Annotated in this window: 26 protein-coding genes and 2 rRNA genes; 15 read left to right on the forward strand and 13 right to left on the reverse strand. The window is 33.4% G+C overall.

Translation table 11 applies throughout. From position 1 onward, the window contains the following. Positions 1-144: 144 nt before the first annotated feature. The gene (locus IJL02_RS03540) at positions 145-990 is read right to left on the reverse strand and encodes a methanogenesis marker 8 protein (RefSeq protein ID WP_292809117.1); all 846 of its coding nucleotides are present in this window, start codon (positions 988-990) and stop codon (positions 145-147) included. Positions 991-1,071: 81 nt separating this feature from the next. On the opposite strand from IJL02_RS03540, the gene IJL02_RS03545 reads away from it, so the two are divergent. Then, entirely contained in the window at positions 1,072-1,464 is a 393-nt protein-coding gene (locus tag IJL02_RS03545) for a helix-turn-helix domain-containing protein (RefSeq protein ID WP_292809119.1), read from the forward strand. Between the two features lie 419 nt (positions 1,465-1,883). Here IJL02_RS03545 and IJL02_RS03550 read toward each other — a convergent pair whose 3' ends face one another. The 4 genes from IJL02_RS03550 to IJL02_RS03565 all read right to left on the reverse strand — a co-directional run bounded on the left by IJL02_RS03550 (position 1,884) and on the right by IJL02_RS03565 (position 4,802). Further along, positions 1,884-2,495 (reverse strand): 4Fe-4S binding protein, encoded by a 612-nt coding sequence (locus IJL02_RS03550; protein WP_292809121.1) that lies wholly within the window; start codon positions 2,493-2,495, stop codon positions 1,884-1,886. Positions 2,496-2,500: 5 nt separating this feature from the next. Next, on the reverse strand, positions 2,501-3,466 hold the full coding sequence (locus tag IJL02_RS03555) for a zinc-binding dehydrogenase (protein ID WP_292809123.1): 966 nt from the start codon (positions 3,464-3,466) through the stop codon (positions 2,501-2,503). Continuing rightward, positions 3,466-4,494 (reverse strand): radical SAM/SPASM domain protein, ACGX system, encoded by a 1,029-nt coding sequence (gene acgM / locus IJL02_RS03560; RefSeq protein ID WP_292809125.1) that lies wholly within the window; start codon positions 4,492-4,494, stop codon positions 3,466-3,468. Before acgM ends, IJL02_RS03555 begins: the two co-directional genes overlap by 1 nt. 62 nt (positions 4,495-4,556) lie before the next feature. Further along, positions 4,557-4,802 (reverse strand): hypothetical protein, encoded by a 246-nt coding sequence (locus IJL02_RS03565; protein ID WP_116592020.1) that lies wholly within the window; start codon positions 4,800-4,802, stop codon positions 4,557-4,559. A 148-nt stretch (positions 4,803-4,950) separates the two neighbouring features. Between IJL02_RS03565 and IJL02_RS03570 the strand changes: the two genes are divergently transcribed. Then, the gene (locus IJL02_RS03570; RefSeq protein ID WP_292809129.1) at positions 4,951-5,334 is read left to right on the forward strand and encodes a helix-turn-helix domain-containing protein; all 384 of its coding nucleotides are present in this window, start codon (positions 4,951-4,953) and stop codon (positions 5,332-5,334) included. A 554-nt stretch (positions 5,335-5,888) separates the two neighbouring features. Here the strand turns inward: IJL02_RS03570 and IJL02_RS03575 are convergent. Beyond that, a complete protein-coding gene (locus IJL02_RS03575) occupies positions 5,889-6,668 on the reverse strand; it encodes a DUF4013 domain-containing protein (RefSeq protein WP_292797744.1) in 780 nt (259 codons plus the stop codon). Positions 6,669-6,927: 259 nt separating this feature from the next. After that, on the reverse strand, positions 6,928-7,095 hold the full coding sequence (locus tag IJL02_RS03580; RefSeq protein ID WP_292797742.1) for a hypothetical protein: 168 nt from the start codon (positions 7,093-7,095) through the stop codon (positions 6,928-6,930). Between the two features lie 269 nt (positions 7,096-7,364). Between IJL02_RS03580 and IJL02_RS03585 the strand changes: the two genes are divergently transcribed. The 4 genes from IJL02_RS03585 to IJL02_RS03600 all read left to right on the forward strand — a co-directional run bounded on the left by IJL02_RS03585 (position 7,365) and on the right by IJL02_RS03600 (position 13,324). Beyond that, entirely contained in the window at positions 7,365-9,059 is a 1,695-nt protein-coding gene (locus IJL02_RS03585; RefSeq protein ID WP_292809131.1) for an ATP-grasp domain-containing protein, read from the forward strand. Positions 9,060-9,068: 9 nt separating this feature from the next. After that, positions 9,069-10,787 (forward strand): MATE family efflux transporter, encoded by a 1,719-nt coding sequence (locus IJL02_RS03590; RefSeq protein ID WP_292797736.1) that lies wholly within the window; start codon positions 9,069-9,071, stop codon positions 10,785-10,787. Positions 10,788-10,996: 209 nt separating this feature from the next. Then, complete coding sequence (locus IJL02_RS03595) at positions 10,997-12,307, forward strand: hypothetical protein (protein WP_292809133.1); 1,311 nt, start codon at positions 10,997-10,999, stop codon at positions 12,305-12,307. A gap of 63 nt (positions 12,308-12,370) precedes the next feature. Next, positions 12,371-13,324 (forward strand): hypothetical protein, encoded by a 954-nt coding sequence (locus IJL02_RS03600; RefSeq protein ID WP_292809135.1) that lies wholly within the window; start codon positions 12,371-12,373, stop codon positions 13,322-13,324. Positions 13,325-13,736: 412 nt separating this feature from the next. On the opposite strand, the gene IJL02_RS03605 is transcribed toward IJL02_RS03600, so the two are convergent. After that, entirely contained in the window at positions 13,737-14,357 is a 621-nt protein-coding gene (locus IJL02_RS03605) for a flavodoxin family protein (RefSeq protein WP_292809137.1), read from the reverse strand. Between the two features lie 215 nt (positions 14,358-14,572). Between IJL02_RS03605 and IJL02_RS03610 the strand changes: the two genes are divergently transcribed. Beyond that, positions 14,573-15,034, forward strand: coding sequence for a hypothetical protein (locus IJL02_RS03610; RefSeq protein WP_292809139.1), 462 nt, complete (start codon positions 14,573-14,575; stop codon positions 15,032-15,034). Here the strand turns inward: IJL02_RS03610 and IJL02_RS03615 are convergent. Further along, a complete protein-coding gene (locus IJL02_RS03615) occupies positions 14,946-16,262 on the reverse strand; it encodes a restriction endonuclease subunit S (protein WP_292809141.1) in 1,317 nt (438 codons plus the stop codon). The genes IJL02_RS03610 and IJL02_RS03615 overlap by 89 nt on opposite strands. A 103-nt stretch (positions 16,263-16,365) precedes the next feature. Here IJL02_RS03615 and IJL02_RS03620 point away from each other — a divergent pair, with 103 nt between their 5' ends. The 6 genes from IJL02_RS03620 to IJL02_RS03645 all read left to right on the forward strand — a co-directional run bounded on the left by IJL02_RS03620 (position 16,366) and on the right by IJL02_RS03645 (position 19,252). Continuing rightward, entirely contained in the window at positions 16,366-16,860 is a 495-nt protein-coding gene (locus IJL02_RS03620; protein WP_292809143.1) for a hypothetical protein, read from the forward strand. 11 nt (positions 16,861-16,871) lie between these two features. Continuing rightward, on the forward strand, positions 16,872-17,300 hold the full coding sequence (locus tag IJL02_RS03625; RefSeq protein ID WP_292809145.1) for a hypothetical protein: 429 nt from the start codon (positions 16,872-16,874) through the stop codon (positions 17,298-17,300). Positions 17,301-17,324: 24 nt separating this feature from the next. Continuing rightward, positions 17,325-17,501: a hypothetical protein gene (locus IJL02_RS03630; protein WP_292809147.1), complete on the forward strand. Its 177-nt coding sequence runs from the start codon at positions 17,325-17,327 to the stop codon at positions 17,499-17,501. Positions 17,502-17,609: 108 nt separating this feature from the next. Beyond that, a complete protein-coding gene (locus tag IJL02_RS03635; RefSeq protein WP_292809149.1) occupies positions 17,610-17,810 on the forward strand; it encodes a hypothetical protein in 201 nt (66 codons plus the stop codon). Positions 17,811-17,822: 12 nt separating this feature from the next. Beyond that, positions 17,823-18,749, forward strand: a complete 927-nt coding sequence (locus IJL02_RS03640) for a hypothetical protein (RefSeq protein ID WP_292809151.1) — start codon at positions 17,823-17,825, stop codon at positions 18,747-18,749. Between the two features lie 104 nt (positions 18,750-18,853). Then, a complete protein-coding gene (locus IJL02_RS03645; RefSeq protein ID WP_292809153.1) occupies positions 18,854-19,252 on the forward strand; it encodes a hypothetical protein in 399 nt (132 codons plus the stop codon). On the opposite strand, the gene IJL02_RS03650 is transcribed toward IJL02_RS03645, so the two are convergent. Beyond that, positions 19,249-19,914: an MmcQ/YjbR family DNA-binding protein gene (locus tag IJL02_RS03650; protein WP_292809155.1), complete on the reverse strand. Its 666-nt coding sequence runs from the start codon at positions 19,912-19,914 to the stop codon at positions 19,249-19,251. The genes IJL02_RS03645 and IJL02_RS03650 overlap by 4 nt on opposite strands. A 75-nt stretch (positions 19,915-19,989) precedes the next feature. Here IJL02_RS03650 and IJL02_RS03655 point away from each other — a divergent pair, with 75 nt between their 5' ends. Together IJL02_RS03655 and IJL02_RS03660 are read left to right on the forward strand one after the other, a co-directional pair. Further along, positions 19,990-20,799, forward strand: a complete 810-nt coding sequence (locus IJL02_RS03655; protein ID WP_292809156.1) for a pseudomurein-binding repeat-containing protein — start codon at positions 19,990-19,992, stop codon at positions 20,797-20,799. 542 nt (positions 20,800-21,341) lie between these two features. Beyond that, positions 21,342-21,539, forward strand: coding sequence for a hypothetical protein (locus IJL02_RS03660; protein WP_292742805.1), 198 nt, complete (start codon positions 21,342-21,344; stop codon positions 21,537-21,539). A gap of 326 nt (positions 21,540-21,865) precedes the next feature. Here IJL02_RS03660 and IJL02_RS03665 read toward each other — a convergent pair whose 3' ends face one another. The 3 genes from IJL02_RS03665 to rrf (IJL02_RS03675) form a co-directional block, all read right to left on the reverse strand. Then, the gene (locus tag IJL02_RS03665) at positions 21,866-22,780 is read right to left on the reverse strand and encodes a transcription initiation factor IIB (RefSeq protein ID WP_394357492.1); all 915 of its coding nucleotides are present in this window, start codon (positions 22,778-22,780) and stop codon (positions 21,866-21,868) included. Between the two features lie 268 nt (positions 22,781-23,048). After that, positions 23,049-23,166 (reverse strand): 5S ribosomal RNA (rrf, locus tag IJL02_RS03670). 62 nt (positions 23,167-23,228) lie between these two features. Next, positions 23,229-23,346, reverse strand: a 5S ribosomal RNA gene (gene rrf / locus IJL02_RS03675).

Below are 23,346 nucleotides of genomic sequence, written 5' to 3' on the forward strand. Positions count from 1 at the left end.
ATTAATAATAAATATTTTCAAAGTGTGACTTTATGAAAAAAACACAAAAGGACAAAATAATATTAAAATAGTTACAGTTAATCATACATCACATTTAATGCAACATTAATTGATATGATTTTATGAATTAAAAATAAAAGAAGATTAAATTAATGGTTTCGGACTATATGTGAAATCCTGAGGATAATCTTTTTCACATAATCCATAGTCAATATATTCCAATCTCTCATCAAGCAATTTTCTTCCATTTTCAGTTACAGCATATAATGGAACTTTTTTTCCAGAATAATATGGTTTTCTTTCTTCTGCAGTTTCTCTTATATTTACAGAAGAGCAACCTGAAATCACATCAGAGTAATCGAATAATAGTTCAGCTTCCTTTTTGGAAACATTTGTTGTGTGAGCTACGAAAATATAAACATTAACATCTTCAGGTTTAGGATATTCCCTTAAATCTTTTACTAACTCTGTTGGAATAATGGTTATTGCAATATTTTTATATCCCCTATTAATTGCCATTTCAAGACCTTTTAAAGGATTTAATTCTGCAGTTTCAGGGTTTAAAACATTACTTCTTCCAACTTTATCAATGACTTCCTCTATGGGAGTGGTGCTTATTAATGCTGAAACTCTACCTCCAACACCCTGAACGAGTTCAGCATCATCAATCAATAATGTTCCGACACCTTCACATGCTCCAACAACACAATCAACATTTCCGTTAATCATGTTGGTTTTTAATGTTTCACTAGTTCCAAAACTCATGGTGTCCTCTACATTTAATGATCTTTTAGAAGTGCACATTCCGAATTCATTTATTCTCCTTTCAATATTGGACCTGATAAACTCCTTTGATAAATCCCCATTATGCTGACCATTATCAAATATTGAACAATAGTCCACCATCGGTTCTCCTATGGATGTTATTTCTCCATTTTCTATAACCACTTCAGCTTTTCCTAATGCTTCAATAACATGTCTGTCTTTCATGTAATCACCTCATAACAAATGTTATATACTATGCTTTTTAAATAGATTTTGTAAGGAAACACTCACTAAAAGGCCAATAACATGAAAAAAATTAAAGATTACGATGACAACTGCCCTATAGACGATACTTTAAAATTAATATCAAAAAAATGGGTAATATTCATCATTAGAGATTTATTTTTAGGAAAAAAACAGTTCAGTGAATTTTTAGAAGAAAAGACATTAAGCAATAGAGTATTAACAGACACTCTCAAATTCATGGAAGAGAATGATTTAATTAGAAAAGAAATTATTGAAAATGATATTAAAACAGAATATTATCTGACCCAAAAAGGTTATAATCTAAATAAAATCCTATATGAAATGCTAAACTATGGATTAAGAGAAGTAAATAGTGGCAATTTATCTGAAAAACAAAAGAATGAATTATTGAAAGAATACGAATCACTTTTCAAAATTAATGATAAAAATTAACAGACCATCATCACAGTCTCAACAACTAAAGATACATTAGAATATAAAATAATTATGAACCGTTCAAAAGATATGTTTCTAAAATTTTCTCAGAGCATATACATAAAAAATATAAATACCTCCTGAAAAAAATAATGATAAAATAATTATTTTTATAAATATAATCATAAAATGTTTAATTCCGTCATTAAACAATTTATATTAAATTAACATACATAAAACTTAATATTAATGGCGGATAATTCATATAAATAAAAATTATATAAATTTCTGTTGCCCTCATATTATACAAAATATAATGTACTTTTAGCCCCTACACATACAATATTGTATCCCAACTTATATAAAATTGACATGATGCTTTTTAAACATGATTTATTAAATAACTAACACTAAAACTCCAATAAGAAATGAATCAATCATTCCCTTTTAACAATCGCATCATTCGGACAATTTTCATAACATAATCCACAATGCAAACAATGTTCCAGAGGAATTTCAAACTTATCGTCAACAAAAACTGGAATCTGCTGCGGACAACTTGCCTGACAAGTACCACAAGCAATACAATCATCAGTTATCTCAAATCCCTTAACTGTTATTTCAACATCACCGAATTTGAAGGATTGTCTGAAAATAGGCTTTTGTGTCAAATCAAAGAATTCCATTTCATAATCTTCAATGCAAAAAGGTTCTAAAATATATCTCGCATTTCCCGGATAAACATTATTCATAAATGGATTGTTTTCAAATATTAAATCAATCCAATATTTTTGATCGTCCAATTTATGAGCTTCACCACTAATTCTAATGGATTTATTGTCTTTTAAGCTTAAATAACTAACCTTTGGATGATTTATTATTTCTGAATAAACATGTTTTCCACGGCCAGTTAGAAAATATATTTTATCATCTTCAATATGCATTATATCAATAATTCTTGATTGAGGATTGCCATTATCATCAACAGTGGATAAAACCGCATCAATCACATCTCTCAATTGTTTAAAACATTCTTCTTTAGTAACCATATTAACTACTCCAATTTAAATATAATCTTTCCTTGAGCCATGTTTGACTCCATCAAAGTATGAGCTTTTCCAATATCTTCCAAATTATAGAATACTCTTGAAATTTCAGGTTTGATGTTATTTTTAATAATGAAATCAAATAGGTTGTCCATTATCTCCTGTGTCGGATAATTGCTGAAAAAAGAAGTCAAGTACCTGCCATTTGGGATAATCTTGATTGGATCGAATTCATCCATATACTCAATACCTCCCAAAACACCTGTAACACAGCATATTCCTCCACTGTTAAGGCATTTCATTGAATCTTCAAGAGTTTTAGGGCCAATCAATTCCAGTACCTTATCACAATTTAATTTTTCAGCCAAACAACCATCATCAGCAAAGCACTCATCCGCACCATTTGACTTTAACTTACCAAATCTTTCTTCACTTCTGGACGTTGCAAATATTTCACATCCCATTGACTTTGCAAGTTGCATTGCGGAAAGGCCCAATGCAGAGGTTGCACCCCTGATTAATAGAGTATCATCCTTTTCAAGATTAAGTGACATTAAAGACCCATAGGCAGTGAAATAAGTTTCAGGAATTGCTATTATTTCCTCCAATGTCAATTTCTCAAAAACATCATCATCAATTTTAAAGACAATTTTTTCAGGAAGCAGAGCATATTCGGCATATCCTCCATCAAAGCTTCTTCCCATTCCACCCATAAGTGCAGCTATCTTATCCCCGTTTTTAAATCGAGTATTTGATGAGTCAACCACTTCACCAACACATTCAATACCTGGAATTACAGGCAATTCAATATAATATTCGTCAGCTTCATAATCCCTTAAAATTACTTCAGCTCGATTAATTCCAAAACCCAGAACCTTAACCAAGACCCAACCATCTTTAACTTTAGGAATTTCGACTTCGCTGACGTTCAACTCGTCAGCATTACAGGTTTTTTCCAAAACAACCGCTTTCATCATAACACCTCTTTCCAGCATTGAGGGTCTGGAGAATACATGTCATGGGTTGTTCCGTAGCTTACCGCCGGACATCCTCTGCAGAATCTCAGCAATTCGCATCGACTGCATTTTTCGAATTTTTCAAAATGTCTGTATTCATCCATATCATCACCCATGAAAATATCATATATTGATTCATTTAAGGCATTTCCAACTTTACTGTCCATTCTGCGACATGCAAATACATCACCGGACGGCAAAATTGTCAAATGACTGTTTCCACAATTGCATCCATCATAGACAACATCATCATTCAAATTTTCAGGAATCTCATATAACCCTTTTTCATATAAGAATAATGTCCATAGATGGTCTTTTAGTGTAAAAAATGTTTTGCTGTCTTTATATTCATTGTATTTTTCCCATACCTTTTCCAAAAGGTTTTTATATTCTTCAGAAGTCATTTGTGTCGCCTTTTCAAGGCTTGTCGGACAATATCTTGCAAAGCTGAATAAACCCACATTATTTTCAACAACGACATCAATCAAATCTGGAATTTCATCAATGTTTGTCTTGGAAACTGTCGTCATGATGCTGGCTCTGACTCCCACATCCTGCAGGATTTTAATTTTTTCTAATGTAATGTCAAACGAACCTGGTTTTCTAAAATAGTCATGAGTATCCTTTAAGCCATCCAAAGACAGTTGATACTGCCTGCAGCTTAAGCTTTTAAGTCTTTTTGCAACTTCATCAGTAATGTGAAAGGGGTTTCCCAGTATTGAATAGTGAATCTTCTTTTCGTGCAACATTTCAAGCAATTGCCAAAAGTCAGGATGGAGAATCGGATCTCCACCAGTAATGCTGAAATATGGTGTCCTGTTTGTTTTCAGGCAGAATTTTAAGCAGTTATCTAAAACAATTTCCATATCCTCATATTTCATTGTTATTAATTCCTTGTCATTTTCTTCTGAAAAAATATAGCAATGCTTGCATCGCTGGTCACAGTCATCAAGGATATGCCATTGAAATGCAAAAAAATCAGCCATAAAAAACAACTCCTCAAAAAAATAGTATATAAAAAAATAAAATATTTAAGATTGAATTAATCTTAAAATCTGTCTGAACCACAAGCTGTGGTGATATCTGATCCACATGCAGTGTTAATATCAGAACCACAAGCAGAAGCAGTCACATCACTGCCACAAGCAGTGTTAATATCAGAACCACAAGCAGAAGCAGTCACATCACTGCCACAAGCAGTGTTAATATCAGAACCACAAGCGGTAGAAATTACATTTTGTGCGATTTTTGATGAGAAAAATTTCTCATTATCATTCCATGCATTAAATTTCATATTTATCACCTTAAATTTTAATAAAAGTCAAACTTTTATTTAATAATAATATATTTCAACAGATATAAAAAGAATAAAGTTACTTCTAGGTTACTTAAAAGTAATTAATATTTATTAATAAATATTATAACAGTTTAGGAGACATTACATGAACAATGATAAAATAGCAGGAAAATGTCCAATGGAACTTGCCATGGAATTGATTAGCAGAAAATGGGTTATTCAAATCTTGAGAGATATGTTTTTTGGAAAAAAACGTTTTAATGAATTTAAAGATGGAAAACCTAATTTATCCAATAAAGTTTTAAGCAATTGTCTAAAAGAAATGGAAGAAAACGGACTTATCTCTAGAAACAGCAATGAAAATAACCAAAATATTGAATACATATTAACCGATAAAGGGAAAAAACTTAATAAAGTAATTTATGAACTCGCAATGTTCACATTAACAACCGATTTGGGCAATGACTTCTATGATGATGAAACTAAAATCGAATTAGAGAACATATTCAAAAATAAATTGATAAACTAGGTGATGGAACATACTCATTAAGCAAAATCATATAAAATTAATGTTATACCAACACTATACAAAATATAAGCACCCTCCTAAAAACAGCCATAAAAATAATTAATTAAAAAACTGTTTTTATGAAAATAAGAATGAATAATAATTGATTAACCTATTTAATAACCGATACTAAGTTATTATCTGATGAAACAAATATTAAAGTTTAATAGATATTATAAAGACTATAAATCATTTAAAAATCTTGTTGCCCGTATACTATACAAAATATTTACTACTTTTCGCTCTCAAATTATAATATAAAACTAAGAAGTATATATATTTTTATTACTTTTAGGATTTTTGAAATTAATTGAAAAAAATAGAATAAAATTGAATATGTTATTCAATTAATAGTAATGTTAACGACGGCACCTAGTTAAAAGGAATTGGAAGTTGCAAGATTCAGATTCACCTCATTTAATTGGTAATGTTAAAGATAGTGATGTTGTAAAGGAAATTTCAGAGCCTAGTTTCATTGACACCCTACAAAGATTGTTATAACTTTTTTCATTTATTTATTGGCTTTTAGAGAAGTCAAAATTCGATTTCTTTTCTTTAATTCGACTATAAATAGCTCCAATGCCTAAAAATTGGGCGGAGATTAGTAATAAATCTAAAAAAACATTCCAAATATAATTCAAAATTTCAACAGGAATGACAATATATTTAAAGGCTCCAAAAAGGACAATTGCCACGACAATGGCAGTAAATTCTTTCGTATAACTCCTCCACCCTATTAAATCAATGTCACTTTTAATCTTAAGTAAATTGAATGCTGTTTTGAAGTTATTGGTATCTGCAAGTCTTCCCAATGCAATTTCCATGAAAAATGAAGTGATGTAAAATAGGATGCTTCCAATAATTATGAAAGCTAATGCATCCACAGGATTATGGGAATATAATGTGTGGAGTGTTTCCGGAAGTTTCAATAACATGTCTTCCAAATCGAATTCAGGGAAATTCAGGGGCGAACATATTAAATCTAAAACATATCCTTGAACCAATAGATAAACGGTAAAAACGATGTAAGACTTAATTCCAAGGACTATAATATCTTTTATCATTATTTTAGGTAGTCTAATACCATTATTCATCCTATCACGAGAAATTGTCATCCCATAACCGCACAATATAATATTAATTAACATGACTATTAAAAATGCTCTTTTGGTGTTAAAATTAGAATAGGTGTCCATGAAATATTCCAATACAAAGAACAATATGAAAACTAGCAGGAAAAATGGTTTGTTGTATGTGCAATAGGACCATATTTTTTTCATTATAGACAATGGCATGACTACTCCTCTAATATTATTTTAAAAATCGGATTAAATAAAAGTTACTAATTGATTTTTCATGTTGTAAATTTAAAAAATAGAAAAAATAGATGGATTAATCATCTATTGAGTTTAACTGTAGTTTTAATTGTATTTTTAAGGTAAGTCACCTTCACAATGTAAGTTTTGCCTTTCTTGAGCTTTTTAATAACATTTTTGGTCAATGTCTTCTGTGCAATTCCCTTTTCATTGGTTTTGACTTTGTAGGTTTTGCCGTTTAACTTGAATGAGGATTGTCCGATAATAATACATCATTAGTGTTTTCAAGCTTTAAATCAATATATCCCCGAATATCCATCTGTTCGTCAGCTGCTGAAACTGAGGGCATGCTGAATAAAAAGAGAGACCGGATTAAGATTATGAATAATCTTGATTTAAAATTCATTTTTCAACTAAGCTGGTTAAAAAAAATCAAAAGGTGCACAATCCGGATTCACAACTTTTAATTAGTGATGTTAAAAACGGTGAAGTTGTAAAAGAAATTGTTGAGCCAAGTAATATTGATAGACAAACTAGATTAATATGATTACTTTTTATAAATTTAATTTCATGGAATATTATAGGATGTTTTTGCAATAAGGTATTAAATAACTTTTTTATATATAATTAATGAAAGAAATAAATAATGAATGATTGTTTAATAGGTGTTTTTTTATGAGAAATATTATCATTGTCCAATGCATGTCAACTGGTAAGAATTATGTTCAGGATATAATAGATAGGAATTGCAATCCTGTAGTTCTGGAAATGAATCCATTTGGGGATTCTGAGGATGCACTGGCCTATCAGGAAGAAGTAAAAGCGGAATATGAATTAATTGAAAATGATTTTGATTTGATTTATGAAAAAGACACTTATGAGGAAACCCTTGAAATGGTGAGGGAATTTGATCCATTGATCATCGTTCCTGGCACTGAAGACGGTGTGATACTTGCCACAAGGCTTGCAAATGATTTGGATCTTTTATGCAATCCTATTGAAAACATTGATGCATTGACCCTGAAGGATGAAATGCAGAACAGATTGGCTGAAAATGGTCTTCGCTCAATCAAGGGCAAAGTTGTCCGGTCCGTGGATGAGGCAATAGAGTATTATGATGCAGAAGGCCTTGATGGGGTTGTTGTAAAACCTGTATACAGTGCTGCATCAGTTGGGGTTCGATTATGCTCCAACAGACATGAAATGATTGAAGCGGTCAAGGAAGTGTTTAACTTGACTGGAGTTTACGGAAACGAGTTGAATGAACTGGTAATTCAGGAACGCATCAACGGTCAGGAATATGTCGTAGACACAGTTTCCTGCAATGGAATTCACCGTGTTACCATGATATGGAAATACAACAAGATTGAAACTGCTGAAGGCGGTAACATTTATGACTATGATGAAACCGTTAACGAATTGGGAATAGGTGAATCTGAACTTGTCGAATATGCTTATGATGTTGCAGATGCATTGGGAGTCAAGTACGGTCCGGTTCATGGTGAATATATGGTGGATGAAAACGGTCCGGTTTTGATTGAAGTGAATTGCCGCCCTCATGGAGGTAGTTTGGATAGGAAATTCATGGATTTCATTTCAGGTCAGCACGAAACAGACAGTGCCCTTGATTCCTATTTGAATCCTGAAAAATTCAATTTGGAGCGCATGAAAGGATATCATTTATTTGCACAGGGGGTTGTAAAAAGCTTCATTGTTCCAAAAGACTTGATTGCCAAGTCATCTCCTATGAATTCAATCGGCGTTAACTTGAAAAGCTTCTTTAAAACAGACCTCAACCCAATTGAAAGCCCTAAAACATTCTCCAAAACCCAAGATTTGGAGACTGATGGGGGGACGGTTTATCTGGCTCATGAAGATCCTAATCAACTTCAAAGGGACATTGACTTTATAAGGGACCTTGAAAAACGTGCCTTCCAATTGGTTTTAAGTGAGGAATTGCGTGATGATGTGGTCATTGACGATAATGAGATTTCTAAGGGCATTGAATCTTTAATGAATGAAATTAAAGCATATGGAACTTCTCTTTTAGTCACTGAAAATGTTTTTGATAATTTGAATGTATCTCAGGTTTCAATTGATGATTTGAATGAAATCAAGGGAACTTTTGACTGTGTGGTCATCAATCTGAATAAGAGCCTTTCGGATATGAATGCCGATGAGATTGCCAAACGTTTCCTAGATATTTTTGATAAGGTCAAGTTTGGCGGGCTGATTTTCATTCCAAAGACCACTTATGATTTCATGCCTAATTCAAGATTGGGTGCCGAAGCGCTTCTAAAGGTATTGGACTTTAAAATAGAGTTGCCGATACATAAATTGAACAGAATGGTTATTGCATCAAAAAGATAGTTGGATATCATGACATATGAGCGTAATTTCAATTTATTGAACAGCAAGTTCCGGGAACTGTTTTTCCCGACATTGATGATTTCGATTGCAGGCAATTTTGCAGTTCTGGTTGATGCATTTTTCATCAGCATGTTCATGGGTTCAGTATATTTGTCAGTTGTTCAAAGTATCGAGCCTTTTGTTGCCTTTATCAATGTTGTTTACTGGTTGATAGGTTTGGGTGGAAGTGTAGTGTGCACAATGGCCAAGGCAGGATTTGATGAGGAGCGCAGCAATTCATATTTCACGATTTCCATCATTGGGATTATAATAGTTGGTCTGCTCATTACATTGTCAACAATCGTGTTTCAAGGGGAATATGTTAATCTGTTATGTCAGTCTCCTCAATTGAAGTCATTCGTTACTCAATACTTTTATTACTATGCTCTTGGAATTGTGTTTGAATGTTATATGGTGAGTGTGGCATATTTCATCAAGACTGACGGATTCATAGATATGCAGTTCAGGGCATTTTTGATTTGTAATGTTGTAAACATAATATTTGATGTTGTTTTGATGAAATTCCTGAATTTGGGGATTGCAGGTGCTGCAATGGCGACCACAGTGGGGCATGTCGTCTCTGCAATTTACATTACCATTTACTTCTTCAAGTCCAATAGGACATTACGGTTAATTAAAGTTAAAACATCAAAGATATTCGGTTATCTTGCAGATATCTGTAAATCAGGTTTTGCTGCTGCTTCAATTCCTTTATACACTACAATCAGGCTGGTCATATTAAACGCTTTGATTGCGGGACTTTTAGGGGATTTAGGTCTGTCTGCATATTCTATGTGTTATAATGCATTATTTTTAGTTGATATCTTCATTTTAGGCACTGTTCAATCCATTTTACCGATTTCGGCAGTTTATTATAAGGAGGGGGACTTTACTGGTGTGGATTATGTAACAAAAAGATCCCTTAAGATAGTGTGTGTATTTGCATTGTTTTTTTCTGTCTTGCTTATACTGTTTCCGCAAATTGTACTGTTCCTGTTTAATGTTAAAAATCCTGCCGATATTCCCACAATAATGAATATCATTCGAATATTTTCAGTTAGCTTCATTGCATTTGCAATAACTAGTCTGTACAGCTTTTATGCTGAATCTGTCCAGTATGATAAATTCGCTAATCTCATCACTCTCTTTCAGGGATTATTGTTCCCTATTGCATTTGCATACCTATTCACTTACTTCTGGGGATCTGAAGGATTTTGGATTTCACTTGTGGTGTCTGAATTTGCAACAGTGCTGTTCATTTTCATTTACTCTAAAGTTAAGGCTAAAAGGAGCAATGGCGAATACAACGGATTTTTCCTAAATAGGAAACATGATGCAAAATCAGTTTTTGAATTCACAATCCATGGAAATGTTGAGGATGTGGTTAACCTGTCTGAAAACATCCGGGAGTCATTTGATGATGCAAGAATATCTGTATTGGTGAGCATGGCAATTGAAGACATGATTGTTCATATCATCGACATCAACGAGAGTATTGATTTGATTGATGTAATCATCAGGGATAATGATGAGTATATTCTCATCTCCATCAAGTATTCAGGCATAGGCATTAATGTGATGGAGGATGAAAGCATAGAATCCAATGTTGCAATCATTAATAATGTTTCACAAAAAATAGATTATTCCCAAATATTGGGATTGAACAATATAGTCATTACAATTAAATGAAAAAGCAGCTTTTGGTTCTCTTTACCTTGACCCTCACAGGACAAAATATCAGGGAAATAATCAAATCTGTTTTGTTAATCTGATGAGTGAATTTTTTGCCCGTAAAGAAGCACATATATATTTTTATTACTTTTAAATTTGCCCCATATTTCAAAAATTTTATTACTTATTTTATATAATAAATATAATAAATAATATAATATTTGGAAATGATTAATATGGGAATTACTGATTACATCAAAACAAGATTATTGAATAATCGTGTGGAGCAGTACAATACCAAGCGGAGCTATTGGGGTGAGGATGAAAGGCAACCTAGAACTGATGGAATCAACACTGGCCTTGATTTGATTGATGCACTTCCACCTGTAATCAATAAGACAATAGCTAATGCTCGTTATGCTGTAAAGCTTGACGGTTACACTTCAGGAATATTGAAAAACAGAATTGATAAAGCTAATGTTAATATGGTTCTTGTGGATAAGGAAAACAAATTATCTCAAGAGCAGAAACTGACTTTAATTTTATGGGCGAGAAAAATTGACATTTCTCAAGTAGCTAAAAATATTCTGCAGGGAGGAATGGTTGACGGTGAAGGTCTGATTAAGCCAGTACAAAGATGGGACAAATCAATAGGCAAATACATTAAACCAATCTTTTTAGAAATCGGCGCTCACGGTTACGGATTAAAAAAAGAATTCAATGACGATAATGAAGTTCAGCTATACCTTCATGAAATGCCTAAGGATATTGTAGCGGGATCTCCTGAAGAGTTTGCAAACTATGTTGGTGTAGAAGAGGGAACATTAACTGTGAAATATGAAGCTGATGAGGTTATTAACTTCATGTATAATGAAATATACTGCGAAGCTCAAAGCATTATCCTGAATTGCCTTGATGATATATACCACAAGTGTAATTTGGAGAGAAATCAGGTGGAACGTATCAACAAGGATAATATTATTGAAGTTAAACCTGCAATGGATGCCAACGGTCAACCTTACATTACTGAACTTTCATCCACTGCTAAGGAAAATCTTTATGCAGATTATGGTACAACTGCTGGAAGCAATGTAGCTATTGTACCTCCGGGAATTGAATCTAAAATACTTGGAGGTAACAACTACCAGTCAGATTATACAAGGCAAACTGAAATCTTTAGGAATAATATTTTAAGAACTTTTGTAACTCCACAGTCCCAGGCAGGTAATGAGAAATCCAACCAGAACGTTGCGGAATACATTAACGATTCAGCCATCACAGGGTTTATTGTTAATGTTGCAAATGACCAGAAGTGGGTGTTAAAGTATTGCAATCAGCTATTGAATATGCAGCTGGAATTAATGGGCGTTAGTGAGACTTTAGATATTTACTTCAGTTATTCAAGAGATGATGTTTTAAGATACATTATGGAACTCTCATCTGAGGGTGATGAAATCTATAAGAATTATCTTTCCAACTTTGAAGAGGAACAACCTGTTGGTGAAAGGATTGTAACTGAAAGTGGTGTTGAAGTATAATAAATATTTATATAAAATAAGTAATAAAATATATAATAAATAATATAATAAAAAGTGATAATGATGAGGCATGAACTTTTTGAAGTCGGATCCTATGACTACTCCGACCTTGACGATAGACTTGACAAACCTGTTGAATGGACTGAAGAAGATCTAAAGCTAATAGCTGAAAACTATAGAGGCGGAATTCCACTAACTTCAGAGCATGAAAATATCTACGTGGGCATCGGAAACAATATTGAATACAAGGAAGGAAAGCTATTCATTGAAGTTCCCGATGAACTGGATATGGAAGGAAAAGGCCTGTCTCCTAAAGTTGATGTCTTATTAAAAGATAAAGGAGATTCATTTGGAATTGATACTATGAGCTTAATAGATGTCGGTGTAACTAAAAACCCTAGAAAAATTACCCTATTGAATTCTGAAATAAGCGGTGAAACTGGAAATCCTGAACCTGCACCACAAGGACAACCTCAGCCTACACCTAACAAAGATGCTAATGTCGCAACTAGTTTGCTTTTAGAAAAGCTTCAAGGAAAAGATGCAGAGATTGGAAAGCTTCAGGATGAAATAAATAATCTTAAAGAAGAATCTAAAAAATATGATGAAATTAAAAAAGCTATTGAAGAAAATAAGGAATTTATAGATTCTAAAGATGATATTCTAAAGGAATTATCTGAACTTAGAAAAGCTGAAAATGAAAGGAAAATAAAAGAGTACGAAGCTAAGTATAACTTTAACTATAATGAAAACGCACAGGATAAGGAAATAATTGATAAGCTATTGTCCGGTGATGTTGATATGGAATTAATGGAGAAACTGGCTGAGAGAAGAATTAAAATTGAAGCCTCAAGTGACGGTTCAACTCCTGGCGGTCGCAACCCTTCAAACTCTGGTGATGCTAGTGAAACTGGAGAAACTGGCGGTGCTGAAGATGAATATGCACCATCTTTCAGGACTCGTGAAGAATATAATAAGATATTGAAAGATATGGGTTTTAATCGTACTAGAATTTAGCTATGATGGTGTTTTATTGCTTTTCACCGGAGCTAATTTTTGATATGTAGGAAAATTCGTTATTTATTGGGGAAGTGTTTAATGTGATGCTTTCCCTAAAAAATATAATCAAGTTTACCAAACTTAACCCCGAACCGACCGCTAAAGGGTCGGTTCTTAAATTTGACAATTCATCTATGCCAAATCCATAATTCGGAACAGGGAGACAAGCCCCTGTTCCTCGGACTTGACAATGACATTATTGTTAGGTCTATAGTATTGCTCGCCAATTCTATACACCCATGCCTCCCTTCGGTCGGCGTGGGGTCGGCCTGGGCGAATTGGCTCGCTTATAACATTTGTGTGATAAGGTTGTTCGGGTAAAAAAAGTGATGTTCGGGTGATGGGATATTGCCATCAGCCGATTTTAGTTTTAGATAAAATTTGTAAATGTTATCTCTTCATATTCCGGTTTTTCAATGCCTGATTCTTCAGCTGCATTTTGTGAATTTAAAAGGTATGCGAAGTTCTTTGCAAGTGTCCTCATGGTCTGGAGACCTTCCAGATCCTTTTCAACATCCTCTGCAGTACCTCCGTGTACCTGGTTCCAGTACTGTGAGCTGACCACATGCATGTTTGTCATGAGGAAATATTGGTTTAATCTTTCGAATGCTCCTGAAGCTCCCCCTCTTCTGCATGACACGACAGATGCGCCCAGTTTTCCAAGAACCTTTGACGGGTCTATGCTGAAGAACAGTCTATCGAGAAATGAAGTCAGTCTTCCGTTTGCTCCTCCAAAGTAAACTGGGGACCCGATAATCATTCCGTCGAATTCATCGAACCTTTCAGCAGTCTCGTTTACCAGATCATCGTATACACATTTTCCGTGGACCTTGCATCCGAAGCAAGCGATGCAGTCCTGCATAGGGCTTTTGCCTAGCCATAGAATTTCACTTTCTATATTGTTCTTTTCCAATTCAGCGCTGACCTCTTCAAGTGCACGGTTGATGCATCCCTCTTCGTTTGGACTTCCGTTAATAAGTAGTATTTTCATAACTTTCACCTACATTTTAAATATGTATTTGATGGTTATTAAATTTAATCAGGTGTTTTTCACATTAACGCCAAGCAATGTCAATGTTGGTTTCATCTCAAGCGTGCATATATATTGGGGTTGAAAGGTGAAACCAAATTCAAAATATCTAATCGTTAATGTTATTACTTTTTTTATTATATTATTTATATAAAAAAGATAATAAATGATTAATTATGACATTGCAGAAAAAATTACAAATCAATATTGTCATGAGCAATTACAACCAGAGGAGCAGCAGCTATTCATCAAGCTATGATTATATCTTCCTGGACAATTTAGAAAGCAGTTCTTACTCCAATTATTTCAGAAGTGATTTGAAAAACCTGAAAATCAAAACCACTAACAGTACTGAATGTCAGGTATTGTATATTCCAGCTTACGGATCACAAGCGGCAGCAATACTTGCAAGAGTTCCTGTTGGTCAGATTTCACAAACCACAAAGCTACTCTTGGACGTTCATGATACAGGAACAGCATTCTCAAGCACTTTATCAACTGGTAATGATGTATTAATGTTTGATGCAAACTCTGATACATACTCACAATTTATCTTCGACACATCAATCTCACCAGAATTAACTTCGGAAGTAATGCATCTCTTAATTTTTGTAATTTGTTTATTTCTTTTTGATTAATAGCAATTTGTTTGTAATTATTTTCTAAAATGTCATTAAGATCTTTTAAAATTGATAAATCATCCGGTAATGCTAATTTGAATTTTTTAATGCCTTTTTTATCCAAATGGAGAACAGTAGTCCCATTTACATATCCCAAAATATGCATCTTAAATCTATAACTTTTTAGTATTGAGGCTAATAAGAAATTATTAATTTCTTTTTTCTTTGATTCAATTTTTACTAAATCCATTGACATAATCAAGTCATCATATTCTTTTTTATCTAGTAATATGATACAATTACCAATAATGTCCGCATCTTGTGTTACGTCTGTACATGATATTAAAACATCATATTCATTAACAAAATGATAATCCTTAACTTTGTTAGAGTAACTAATTTCCTTAAAACCATCTGTTCTAAAGCTTCCATCTCTATTAAAATTTTTAATAGTTACCATTGCAGAATTTGATTGCTGTAATTCGTTGCCTTTATAGGAATATCCATTATAAATATTAGAAATAGAATCAAATTCATAAACAATCCAATCTTTTGGAATGTCTCCTATTTCAGAGTTTTTAATACCTTTATCTAAATATGGCTTAAAATCTTCCAGATGATATTTTAATAATGATTTTGATAATGCTTGTAAATTTTTGTTTATATTTTCAAGAGCAAGAATTTTTTTATAAAATAGGGACAATACATAATCTATTTTATTTTGAATATCCAATGGTGGAACAACAAGTGGAAATCTCTTTACATTATCTTTTGTAATTGTTTTAGTAACAGAACCTTGTGCGAATGTTTTTAGATATTTTTCATTGTGTTTTAGATAATAATAAACATATCTTTGATTTACACTCGGCTTCATCCTTAACAAAAATAAATTCATAGCTAAAGAAACAGGCCTCTTTAAATCAGGCATTAAATAAACTGAACCTGCATTAGCAATTTTGTTCATGATAATATCATCCGGATATACTTTTGATTTTTCTAAAAATTCATAAGCAGATTTATCAACATATCTTAAACTGTCAGTAAAATTATTTTGTTCAAAATTTGTTGTTCTTACCATTAAAGCATAATCGGGTGTTTCTTTTAAATCAACATGTTCTCTCAAAGTTTTATAAGAACCATTTGAATGATAATCGATTATTAAATCTAATTGATCACCTATGGATACTAAATCCCAATTTATTGGAATTTTTCCAACTTCTGTGTCTTTAAATTTACCTAAACTCAAATTTATCCAATTGGGAATAATTTTTAAAATTATTAGCTATTATATATAAATCTTTATATATTAAAAGTAATAAATTATATAATAAATTAAGTGGAGGACATTTATGGCAGATTCTATTATATTACTTGAAGAGAGAAAAGAAGTCACTACCTTCCTTCTGGATGAAGGTACAATCACCGCAACCACAGTCACCACTCCAACAGGTGAAACTCCAGGTTACGAATACGCAGGAACAAAAATAAAAGTCGATGATGCAGTTACATTATCATCCAACTCAGACATTGGAAAACCAACAGTCAAGAAATTCACGGGCTCAGAAGGAGAAATCATCTTAGGAATTGCAGTCAACGATCCGGTTACCATGACAGGAGGTAAAAGAAAAACAGCTATTCTCGTATTGGGACATTTGTTCAGATTAAAATTAGCCAGTGGTATTTCAAACATTGCAGTCAACAACAGAATAGCTTTAACCAGCACAGGTACCATCAAATCAGACGAAGGAGAATATATTGCAATGCATCCAGTAACAAGCTCAGACGATTACAAATACATCGAAGTGTTCAGACCATACGACATCGGAACCACAGGTTCAACTTAAGGTGATAATTAATGATTACAAAAGGAAATGATACAAAAGTTCAAAATGAGGTAATAGCTCAAACAATTACTGATGAAACAGCAAAAAGATTGAAGTTAGCCAGTTTGTTTCCTAAACAAGAAATCAAAGAGAACTCCGATTACTACACATATTTCAGACAAAACATCAATCTCGATGAAGCTATCAAAAAAGGTTTGCTTGGAGAAGCTAAAGACATTGCTCCTGGTGCATCCCTGCAGGAATTGAACATCAGAAAATCTGTAACAGATACAATTTCAATTGATACTGTTGGTGGGGTCTTGAATGTCAATAAGGATGTCTTTGACAGCGATATTGTTTCATTTGAGGATTTATTAGGTGATGTAGCTACCGTTATTGCAAACCGTATTGAATACAACATCTACGATACTATAATTAGCTCACCAAATGTTCCTGTATAAAATACCACTCAAACCGATGATACAATGGATGCATTCGGTAACTTTGTTATCAGTGCTCAGGAAGCTTTCAAAGGTAACGCTGGAGCAGGTGCAGACTTAACAATAATGGCAGAGTCTTACAAAACATTATCATACGTTAAACAATTAGCTTACTCAAGTAACAAGTTAGTTCAGCCTGTAGAAGCTATTAAAGAATACTAGGGTATTGACAATATTGACCTTTTAGGAACAACCCAAGCTGATGGTGGATCATTAATAGGTGAAAAACAATACATAGGTTTTGATCTTAGGAATGCACCATTAACAGTATTGTATTCCAAATCTTCAGGAACTACCGTTGCACCTATTACATCAGATGAAAACATTGCAGATTTCTATCCTATAATTGAAATCATGCGTAAAGACATTTACGATGAGTTACCTCAATATACAAAATTATTCATACAGAGTAAAGTTGGAATATTGTTAAATAAACCGGGACTTGCCCTGAAAGGTACTTGCAGGCCATAAGGAGGATTGTTAATGTTAACCAAAGGAAATGATGCTAAAGTACAAAATGAAGTTATGGCGCAGATTGTGGCCGATACTTCCGCAAAGTGGATGAAATTCACAAGACTGTTGCCGAAGCAGGAAATTGAAGAGAACTCACAGTATTACACTTACATGTCTCAAAGGGTCAATATCGAGGAAGCTATTCAGTCAGGCGTTCTTGGTGAAGCTAAAGATATTGCTCCTGGCGCTACTTTACAGGAATTGAACGTGAGAAAGCCAATCTCAGAAACAATTTCCATTGACACTATCGGCGGAGTCTTAAATGTTTCCGCTCAAATGCTTGATTCAAATTTGATCTCCGTTAATGACATGCTGCAGGATGTTGGAATTCTCATCGGCAGAAGCATTGAAAAGGCAGCCATTGACATGATAATGAACTCCAGTAAAGTCGCTACCTACAACTTTGAAAGTGGCGATGATACAGGTATGACCATCCTTAAAGCTCAGGAAAAGTTCAAGGAATCAGCTGGTAGCTATGCCAACTTAAACAGCATGGCCGTAAGCTACAAATCTTTAACAACCTTAAAGTCAGATATTTTCTCAAGCAACAGGCAGATCGAACCGGTAGAGTTAATCAAAAGCTATTATGGTGTTGACAACATCGATATCTTAGGAACAGCAGTATGTGATGGAGGTTCTGAGATGGGTGACAAGACCTACATCGGTATGGACTACATCAATCCTGGAATGAAATTGCTGTACTCCAGAACTACCGGAACAACCGTTGCTCCGTTAGGACCTGACGGTGAGATGTATGATTTCTATCCATTGATTGAATTCATGAGAAAGGACATCAGGGATGAATTACCAATGTACACTAAACTCTTCATCCTGTCAAGCGTTGGAGTATTAATGAATGCGCCTAACAGAATCATCAAAGGTAATTTCAGAGCATAAAACCATATTTTATCTCAAATGATTAGTGAAGTTTTAATAGCTTCACTAACTCTTCTGCTCATATTTATGCGATAATCGCTATATTATATAACTGAGGCTATAAAATGAAACTGATATTAGATACTGAAAATTCACATCCAACAACAATAACAGTAAAAGGAAAAGAAATAACATCACTGTTAATTGAATCCAGTATACTGATTGATTCATCCCAGATAGCCAAAATCTTTGACAAAAAGGAAAAGACAGTAGCTACCAAAGTCCAGAAATCCAAACTTGAGAAATACGAAACGGAAAACGTGAAACTTTTAAAAAATTACGGGCTGATGCATCCGGATGCAGTAAAACCTAAACCATTCTATGACTTAAGACAAATCTTGGAAGGACCGGCCTATTACTATTTCAAAAAGGAAGATGAAACTGATTTGATTGAAGTCATCATAAGGGTAGCTATTGGAAAACATAGGGAATGGATCCATAACAGAAACATATCAGGATATTAGATTATAACTGACATCAACCAGCCCAACAGCTCCCCATCACTTATTCTATCATCCAGGGGAACTGTTATCCAGTTTTTCTTGTTCATGTGGTATCCTTCAAGAATAACCTCACCGTCAACAACATTGGACACATCATCATTTTTCATGACGACTATTTCTATTTCCCCTTCACCTTCAAGACCTATTTTTGACTTGTCAAGTGCCACAAGAAGTGCAAACCATTTGTTTGTGTCCTTGTTTCTGTAGATTGCATCCTTTGGAAATTTCTCCCATAGAAACTCCAAATGTGTATCATACTTCTTTTCAATGGATTGCATCAGTCTTTTTGACTGGGCGAACTTGAAGACGTTGGGCTTTGTGCATTTGTCAATGATGTCTGTGATTATGTCTTCATATTCCATTTTAAGCTCTGCTGCAAACCTGCCGATTGGCGTTTTGACATCAACGAGAACATAATCCTCATCAAGTTCCATATCAATCACTTTAGCATACATTGTGTCGTTTTCACATGTTATTACTGCTTTGAAGTTGGGATTGGCGAGTGTTTTTTCATAAACGTAGTCCTGACTGAAACCGTAGTCGGTAAGCTTATTTTTGATTATGATTCTATTTTCAAGCATGCCGGATAAATCTCTCATGGAATAATATCTTAAGGTCAACATATTTAATGGTTATAATATTTTATTATGAAATATATATAAAAAATATAATAAATAAGATAATACAAATTATAGTATATGACAGAAGATAATATCAGCTGGACAAGTTTTTGTCAGGCAATGAACTCAATAGCATTCTGGTTAATCCAGAACAAAAAGAAGTACAAGAAGCGTGACTATTATCAGATATTAACATTGAAAGGCAATTGCAGTGATGTTGAAAAGAAAGCCAAGAAATTAGGTTCGGACAAACTGGTTTCAATGTATACAATGGCTTTGATTAAAGATAACAGTTCTTTGGATTTCCTTCCAAATTATGTAATGCTGAAGAACGGAACCAAAATCGACAAGGCAGAATATGTGGACATGGCCATAAGGACTGAAAGCTATATCAGGGCAAACGGAAGGCTTCCTGCAATCGTCTACAGAATGTCAAAGCTTCCGGATTACAATGACTCTACAATGAAGCTGTTTATCAAAACATTCAACTACAAAGGAAACACCATTGATGAAGCTTTAGCTATTATATCAAAGAGGAAATTATACAGCAAGTACTTTGATTCACAGAAAACAGACAATAAAACAATTAATGATGCCAGCCAGGGAAAAGGTTCCAATTGTGTAGACTGGGGACAGGTATATTACAGAATAGCTAAATCCTTAGGTTATGACGTGCAGTTTGTCCATGTCAAATGCAGAGTTTCAGGAACCGGCCATATAAGATTAAGGCTACGACATAAGAAACATACTGGTGGCAACTGGATTAATAGAGATCCTGCTGCAGTAGCAGATACAACTTCAGGTAATGTCAGAGCAATCTGGTGTGAAGACGGTTATCTTATAGCATATGATCCAAGTTGGATATTTACAGATTTGTACAGCAGTTAACGTTAATGTTAACTCTTTTTTCTTTTTTACATTAACATCAACCATTAACGATTCAAAACTAACTTTTAAAAGCTCTTTCATATATATCCCAGTTCAAAATCAAATATGATTTCCAAAAACCCTTCCATTAATGTCAATGACATATAATTAAATGAAATCTAAAAAAGTAGCTATTAGTATTTTAACATTATCTTGTTGGAAACATAGACTATGAAATAATCCAAAATCAACATTGATGATGACATAAATAATACTCACCAATTGCTCTCTCGCACTTTCTTTAAATATGTTTAAAATAAGATTAATTATTACCACTCAAAAATAATTGGGTGGACTTTGTGATGTGCTGTTGAATTATTATGGAGAATAGCTCGTTATTCAACTTTTTTTTTAAAAAAAACTCCATAATCAATTCAACTCAATATATTCAGACGATTAATTCTTATTTTTGAAACATTAACCATGAACTTTTTTAATGATAATTTTATATAATTGAAATAATAAAATATTATATTAATTATTATATACAGGTTGTAATAGCTATGGCCAATATAAATAATACATCATCCTACATGGATGAAGACAAAAAGCAAATTATCAAAGAGTCCAACTATACCTATAGAGATGCTCTTGAAGTTTCAGCTTATCTCATTGAAGTGGGCAAGTTCGAAAGATTCTACAAGGAAATGCAAATCCACGACCTTCAAAAGGAACTTGACGAAATGGGCGATGAAGAATAGCTTCAAAAAACGTATCTCACATATATAACTCTTAAAATAAACTATTTTTCATAAACAAGTAATAATTTATTATTACTTTAATATTTTTTATAATAAAATTTTATTTTGCCCGTATACTAACTCTCTTGAATCATTGCTAGAATACCCTTCGCTCCTCGAGTAACCCTCGAAACGGGCAGCCTATCCAATGCTGGGTTTCTTCTAATCATCGACAGCTAAAACTTTCCTCATAAAAGGACCGTAGGCATTGGTCATAAAAAATGATACGACAATTATATTTTATAAAAGATAATATTTAACTATTTTCAAAAATTAAAAAAGAACGATTAGACAATAATATCTAACTGTTCAGATAGTTCTTTGTATCTATTACGGATAGTTACTTCTGTTACTCCTGCAATTTCTGCCACATCCCTTTGTGTTTTTTTCTCACCACTTAAAACAGATGCAACATATAATGAGGCAGCAGCAATACCAGTTGGCTCACGACCGGTTATTAATCCATTATTATATAATTTTTGAATAATTTCAATTGCTTTTGCTTCTGTAATACCTGACAATCCTAATTTTGAAGCAAATCTAGGAACATAATCCGCAGGAGAAGTAGGCATTAATTTAATTTTTAATTCCCTTGCCAAAAATCTGTAGTTTTTACCTATTTTCTTTTTGGTAATTTTTGATGCTTGAGATACCTCATCTAAAGTACGTGGCACACCGCAGCGTCTGCATGCAGTATAAACAGAAGCAGCAACCATTCCCTCAATACTTCTTCCACGAACTATATTTTTCCTAGCAGCTTCCCTATAAATTAATGCAGTATCTTCCCTAACAGATCTTGGAATTCCAAGTCTTGAAGATTGTCTGTCAAGTTCGCTTAATGCTAAAGCTAAGTTTCTCTCACCAGTACCTGAAATTCTGAGTTTTTTGTTCCATTTTCTTAATCTGTATATTTGACTTTGATTTCTTTCAGGAATAGAATTACCATGGATATCCCTGTTCTTCCAATCAATATCAGTAGTTAAACCTTTATCTGAAATAGCAAATTTCATTGGAGCGCCTGTCCTGGCACGTTTATTAACTTGGTCTTTGTCAAATGCTCTCCATTCACGACCCCTATCCATAATACTTTCCTGGATAACAAGTCCACAACGTTTACATGAGATTTCTGCACGTCCGCTGTCAATTGTTAAATTAGTAGAGCCGCAATCCGGACAGACATTCTCTTCTTCAATGACATTCACATTAAGACGTACATCAAGTTTTCTAGAAGATTTAATTGCTTTTGAAGTGATAGTTTCATCCTCCTTATATAAACTACAATTTAAATAAAAAAAAGTTCAACAACTAGTCTCGATTAACTAAAAACTATAAAATAGTTTAGAAGATTAAAAGAACACAATTCTCAATATCCATACAATACCTCCTGGTGTAAATTTAGTGATGTTGAAAAGTATTTTATTAATATTGAATTTGTACAAAAGCCTATTTCAATAAATTATGAGTATAAAGAGCTTGCAGCGAAATGAAATTCCCATAGAAAACCATAGTACACAAACAAAACACAAAAGGACTTCACTACTGGGATCGAAACGAGACCAGGTATAACCCCCATGCTATGACCGCAATACTCAATATACTTATGAAATTGATAAATAAAAAAGTAATAAGATAAATGATTTATATATAAAAGGCTTGCAGCGAAATGAAATTCCCATAGAAAACCATAGTACACAAACAAAACACAAAAGGACTTCACTACTGGGATCGAAACGAGACCAGGTATAACCCCCATGCTATGACCGCAATA

The organism is Methanobrevibacter sp., from assembly GCF_017427765.1.
Taxonomy (GTDB): Archaea; Methanobacteriota; Methanobacteria; order Methanobacteriales; family Methanobacteriaceae; genus Methanocatella.

What these genes read in the sequence shown, in the direction of transcription:
- IJL02_RS03540 (WP_292809117.1), bottom strand. Translation starts at nt 990, where the DNA reads ATGAAAGACAGACATGTTATTGAAGCATTAGGAAAAGCTGAAGTGGTT.
- IJL02_RS03545 (WP_292809119.1), top strand. Translation starts at nt 1,072, where the DNA reads ATGAAAAAAATTAAAGATTACGATGACAACTGCCCTATAGACGATACT.
- IJL02_RS03550 (WP_292809121.1), bottom strand. Translation starts at nt 2,495, where the DNA reads ATGGTTACTAAAGAAGAATGTTTTAAACAATTGAGAGATGTGATTGAT.
- IJL02_RS03555 (WP_292809123.1), bottom strand. Translation starts at nt 3,466, where the DNA reads ATGAAAGCGGTTGTTTTGGAAAAAACCTGTAATGCTGACGAGTTGAAC.
- acgM (WP_292809125.1), bottom strand. Translation starts at nt 4,494, where the DNA reads ATGGCTGATTTTTTTGCATTTCAATGGCATATCCTTGATGACTGTGAC.
- IJL02_RS03565 (WP_116592020.1), bottom strand. Translation starts at nt 4,802, where the DNA reads ATGAAATTTAATGCATGGAATGATAATGAGAAATTTTTCTCATCAAAA.
- IJL02_RS03570 (WP_292809129.1), top strand. Translation starts at nt 4,951, where the DNA reads ATGAACAATGATAAAATAGCAGGAAAATGTCCAATGGAACTTGCCATG.
- IJL02_RS03575 (WP_292797744.1), bottom strand. Translation starts at nt 6,668, where the DNA reads ATGCCATTGTCTATAATGAAAAAAATATGGTCCTATTGCACATACAAC.
- IJL02_RS03580 (WP_292797742.1), bottom strand. Translation starts at nt 7,095, where the DNA reads ATGAATTTTAAATCAAGATTATTCATAATCTTAATCCGGTCTCTCTTT.
- IJL02_RS03585 (WP_292809131.1), top strand. Translation starts at nt 7,365, where the DNA reads ATGAGAAATATTATCATTGTCCAATGCATGTCAACTGGTAAGAATTAT.
- IJL02_RS03590 (WP_292797736.1), top strand. Translation starts at nt 9,069, where the DNA reads ATGACATATGAGCGTAATTTCAATTTATTGAACAGCAAGTTCCGGGAA.
- IJL02_RS03595 (WP_292809133.1), top strand. Translation starts at nt 10,997, where the DNA reads ATGATTAATATGGGAATTACTGATTACATCAAAACAAGATTATTGAAT.
- IJL02_RS03600 (WP_292809135.1), top strand. Translation starts at nt 12,371, where the DNA reads ATGAGGCATGAACTTTTTGAAGTCGGATCCTATGACTACTCCGACCTT.
- IJL02_RS03605 (WP_292809137.1), bottom strand. Translation starts at nt 14,357, where the DNA reads ATGAAAATACTACTTATTAACGGAAGTCCAAACGAAGAGGGATGCATC.
- IJL02_RS03610 (WP_292809139.1), top strand. Translation starts at nt 14,573, where the DNA reads ATGACATTGCAGAAAAAATTACAAATCAATATTGTCATGAGCAATTAC.
- IJL02_RS03620 (WP_292809143.1), top strand. Translation starts at nt 16,366, where the DNA reads ATGGCAGATTCTATTATATTACTTGAAGAGAGAAAAGAAGTCACTACC.
- IJL02_RS03625 (WP_292809145.1), top strand. Translation starts at nt 16,872, where the DNA reads ATGATTACAAAAGGAAATGATACAAAAGTTCAAAATGAGGTAATAGCT.
- IJL02_RS03630 (WP_292809147.1), top strand. Translation starts at nt 17,325, where the DNA reads ATGGATGCATTCGGTAACTTTGTTATCAGTGCTCAGGAAGCTTTCAAA.
- IJL02_RS03640 (WP_292809151.1), top strand. Translation starts at nt 17,823, where the DNA reads ATGTTAACCAAAGGAAATGATGCTAAAGTACAAAATGAAGTTATGGCG.
- IJL02_RS03645 (WP_292809153.1), top strand. Translation starts at nt 18,854, where the DNA reads ATGAAACTGATATTAGATACTGAAAATTCACATCCAACAACAATAACA.
- IJL02_RS03650 (WP_292809155.1), bottom strand. Translation starts at nt 19,914, where the DNA reads ATGTTGACCTTAAGATATTATTCCATGAGAGATTTATCCGGCATGCTT.
- IJL02_RS03655 (WP_292809156.1), top strand. Translation starts at nt 19,990, where the DNA reads ATGACAGAAGATAATATCAGCTGGACAAGTTTTTGTCAGGCAATGAAC.
- IJL02_RS03660 (WP_292742805.1), top strand. Translation starts at nt 21,342, where the DNA reads ATGGCCAATATAAATAATACATCATCCTACATGGATGAAGACAAAAAG.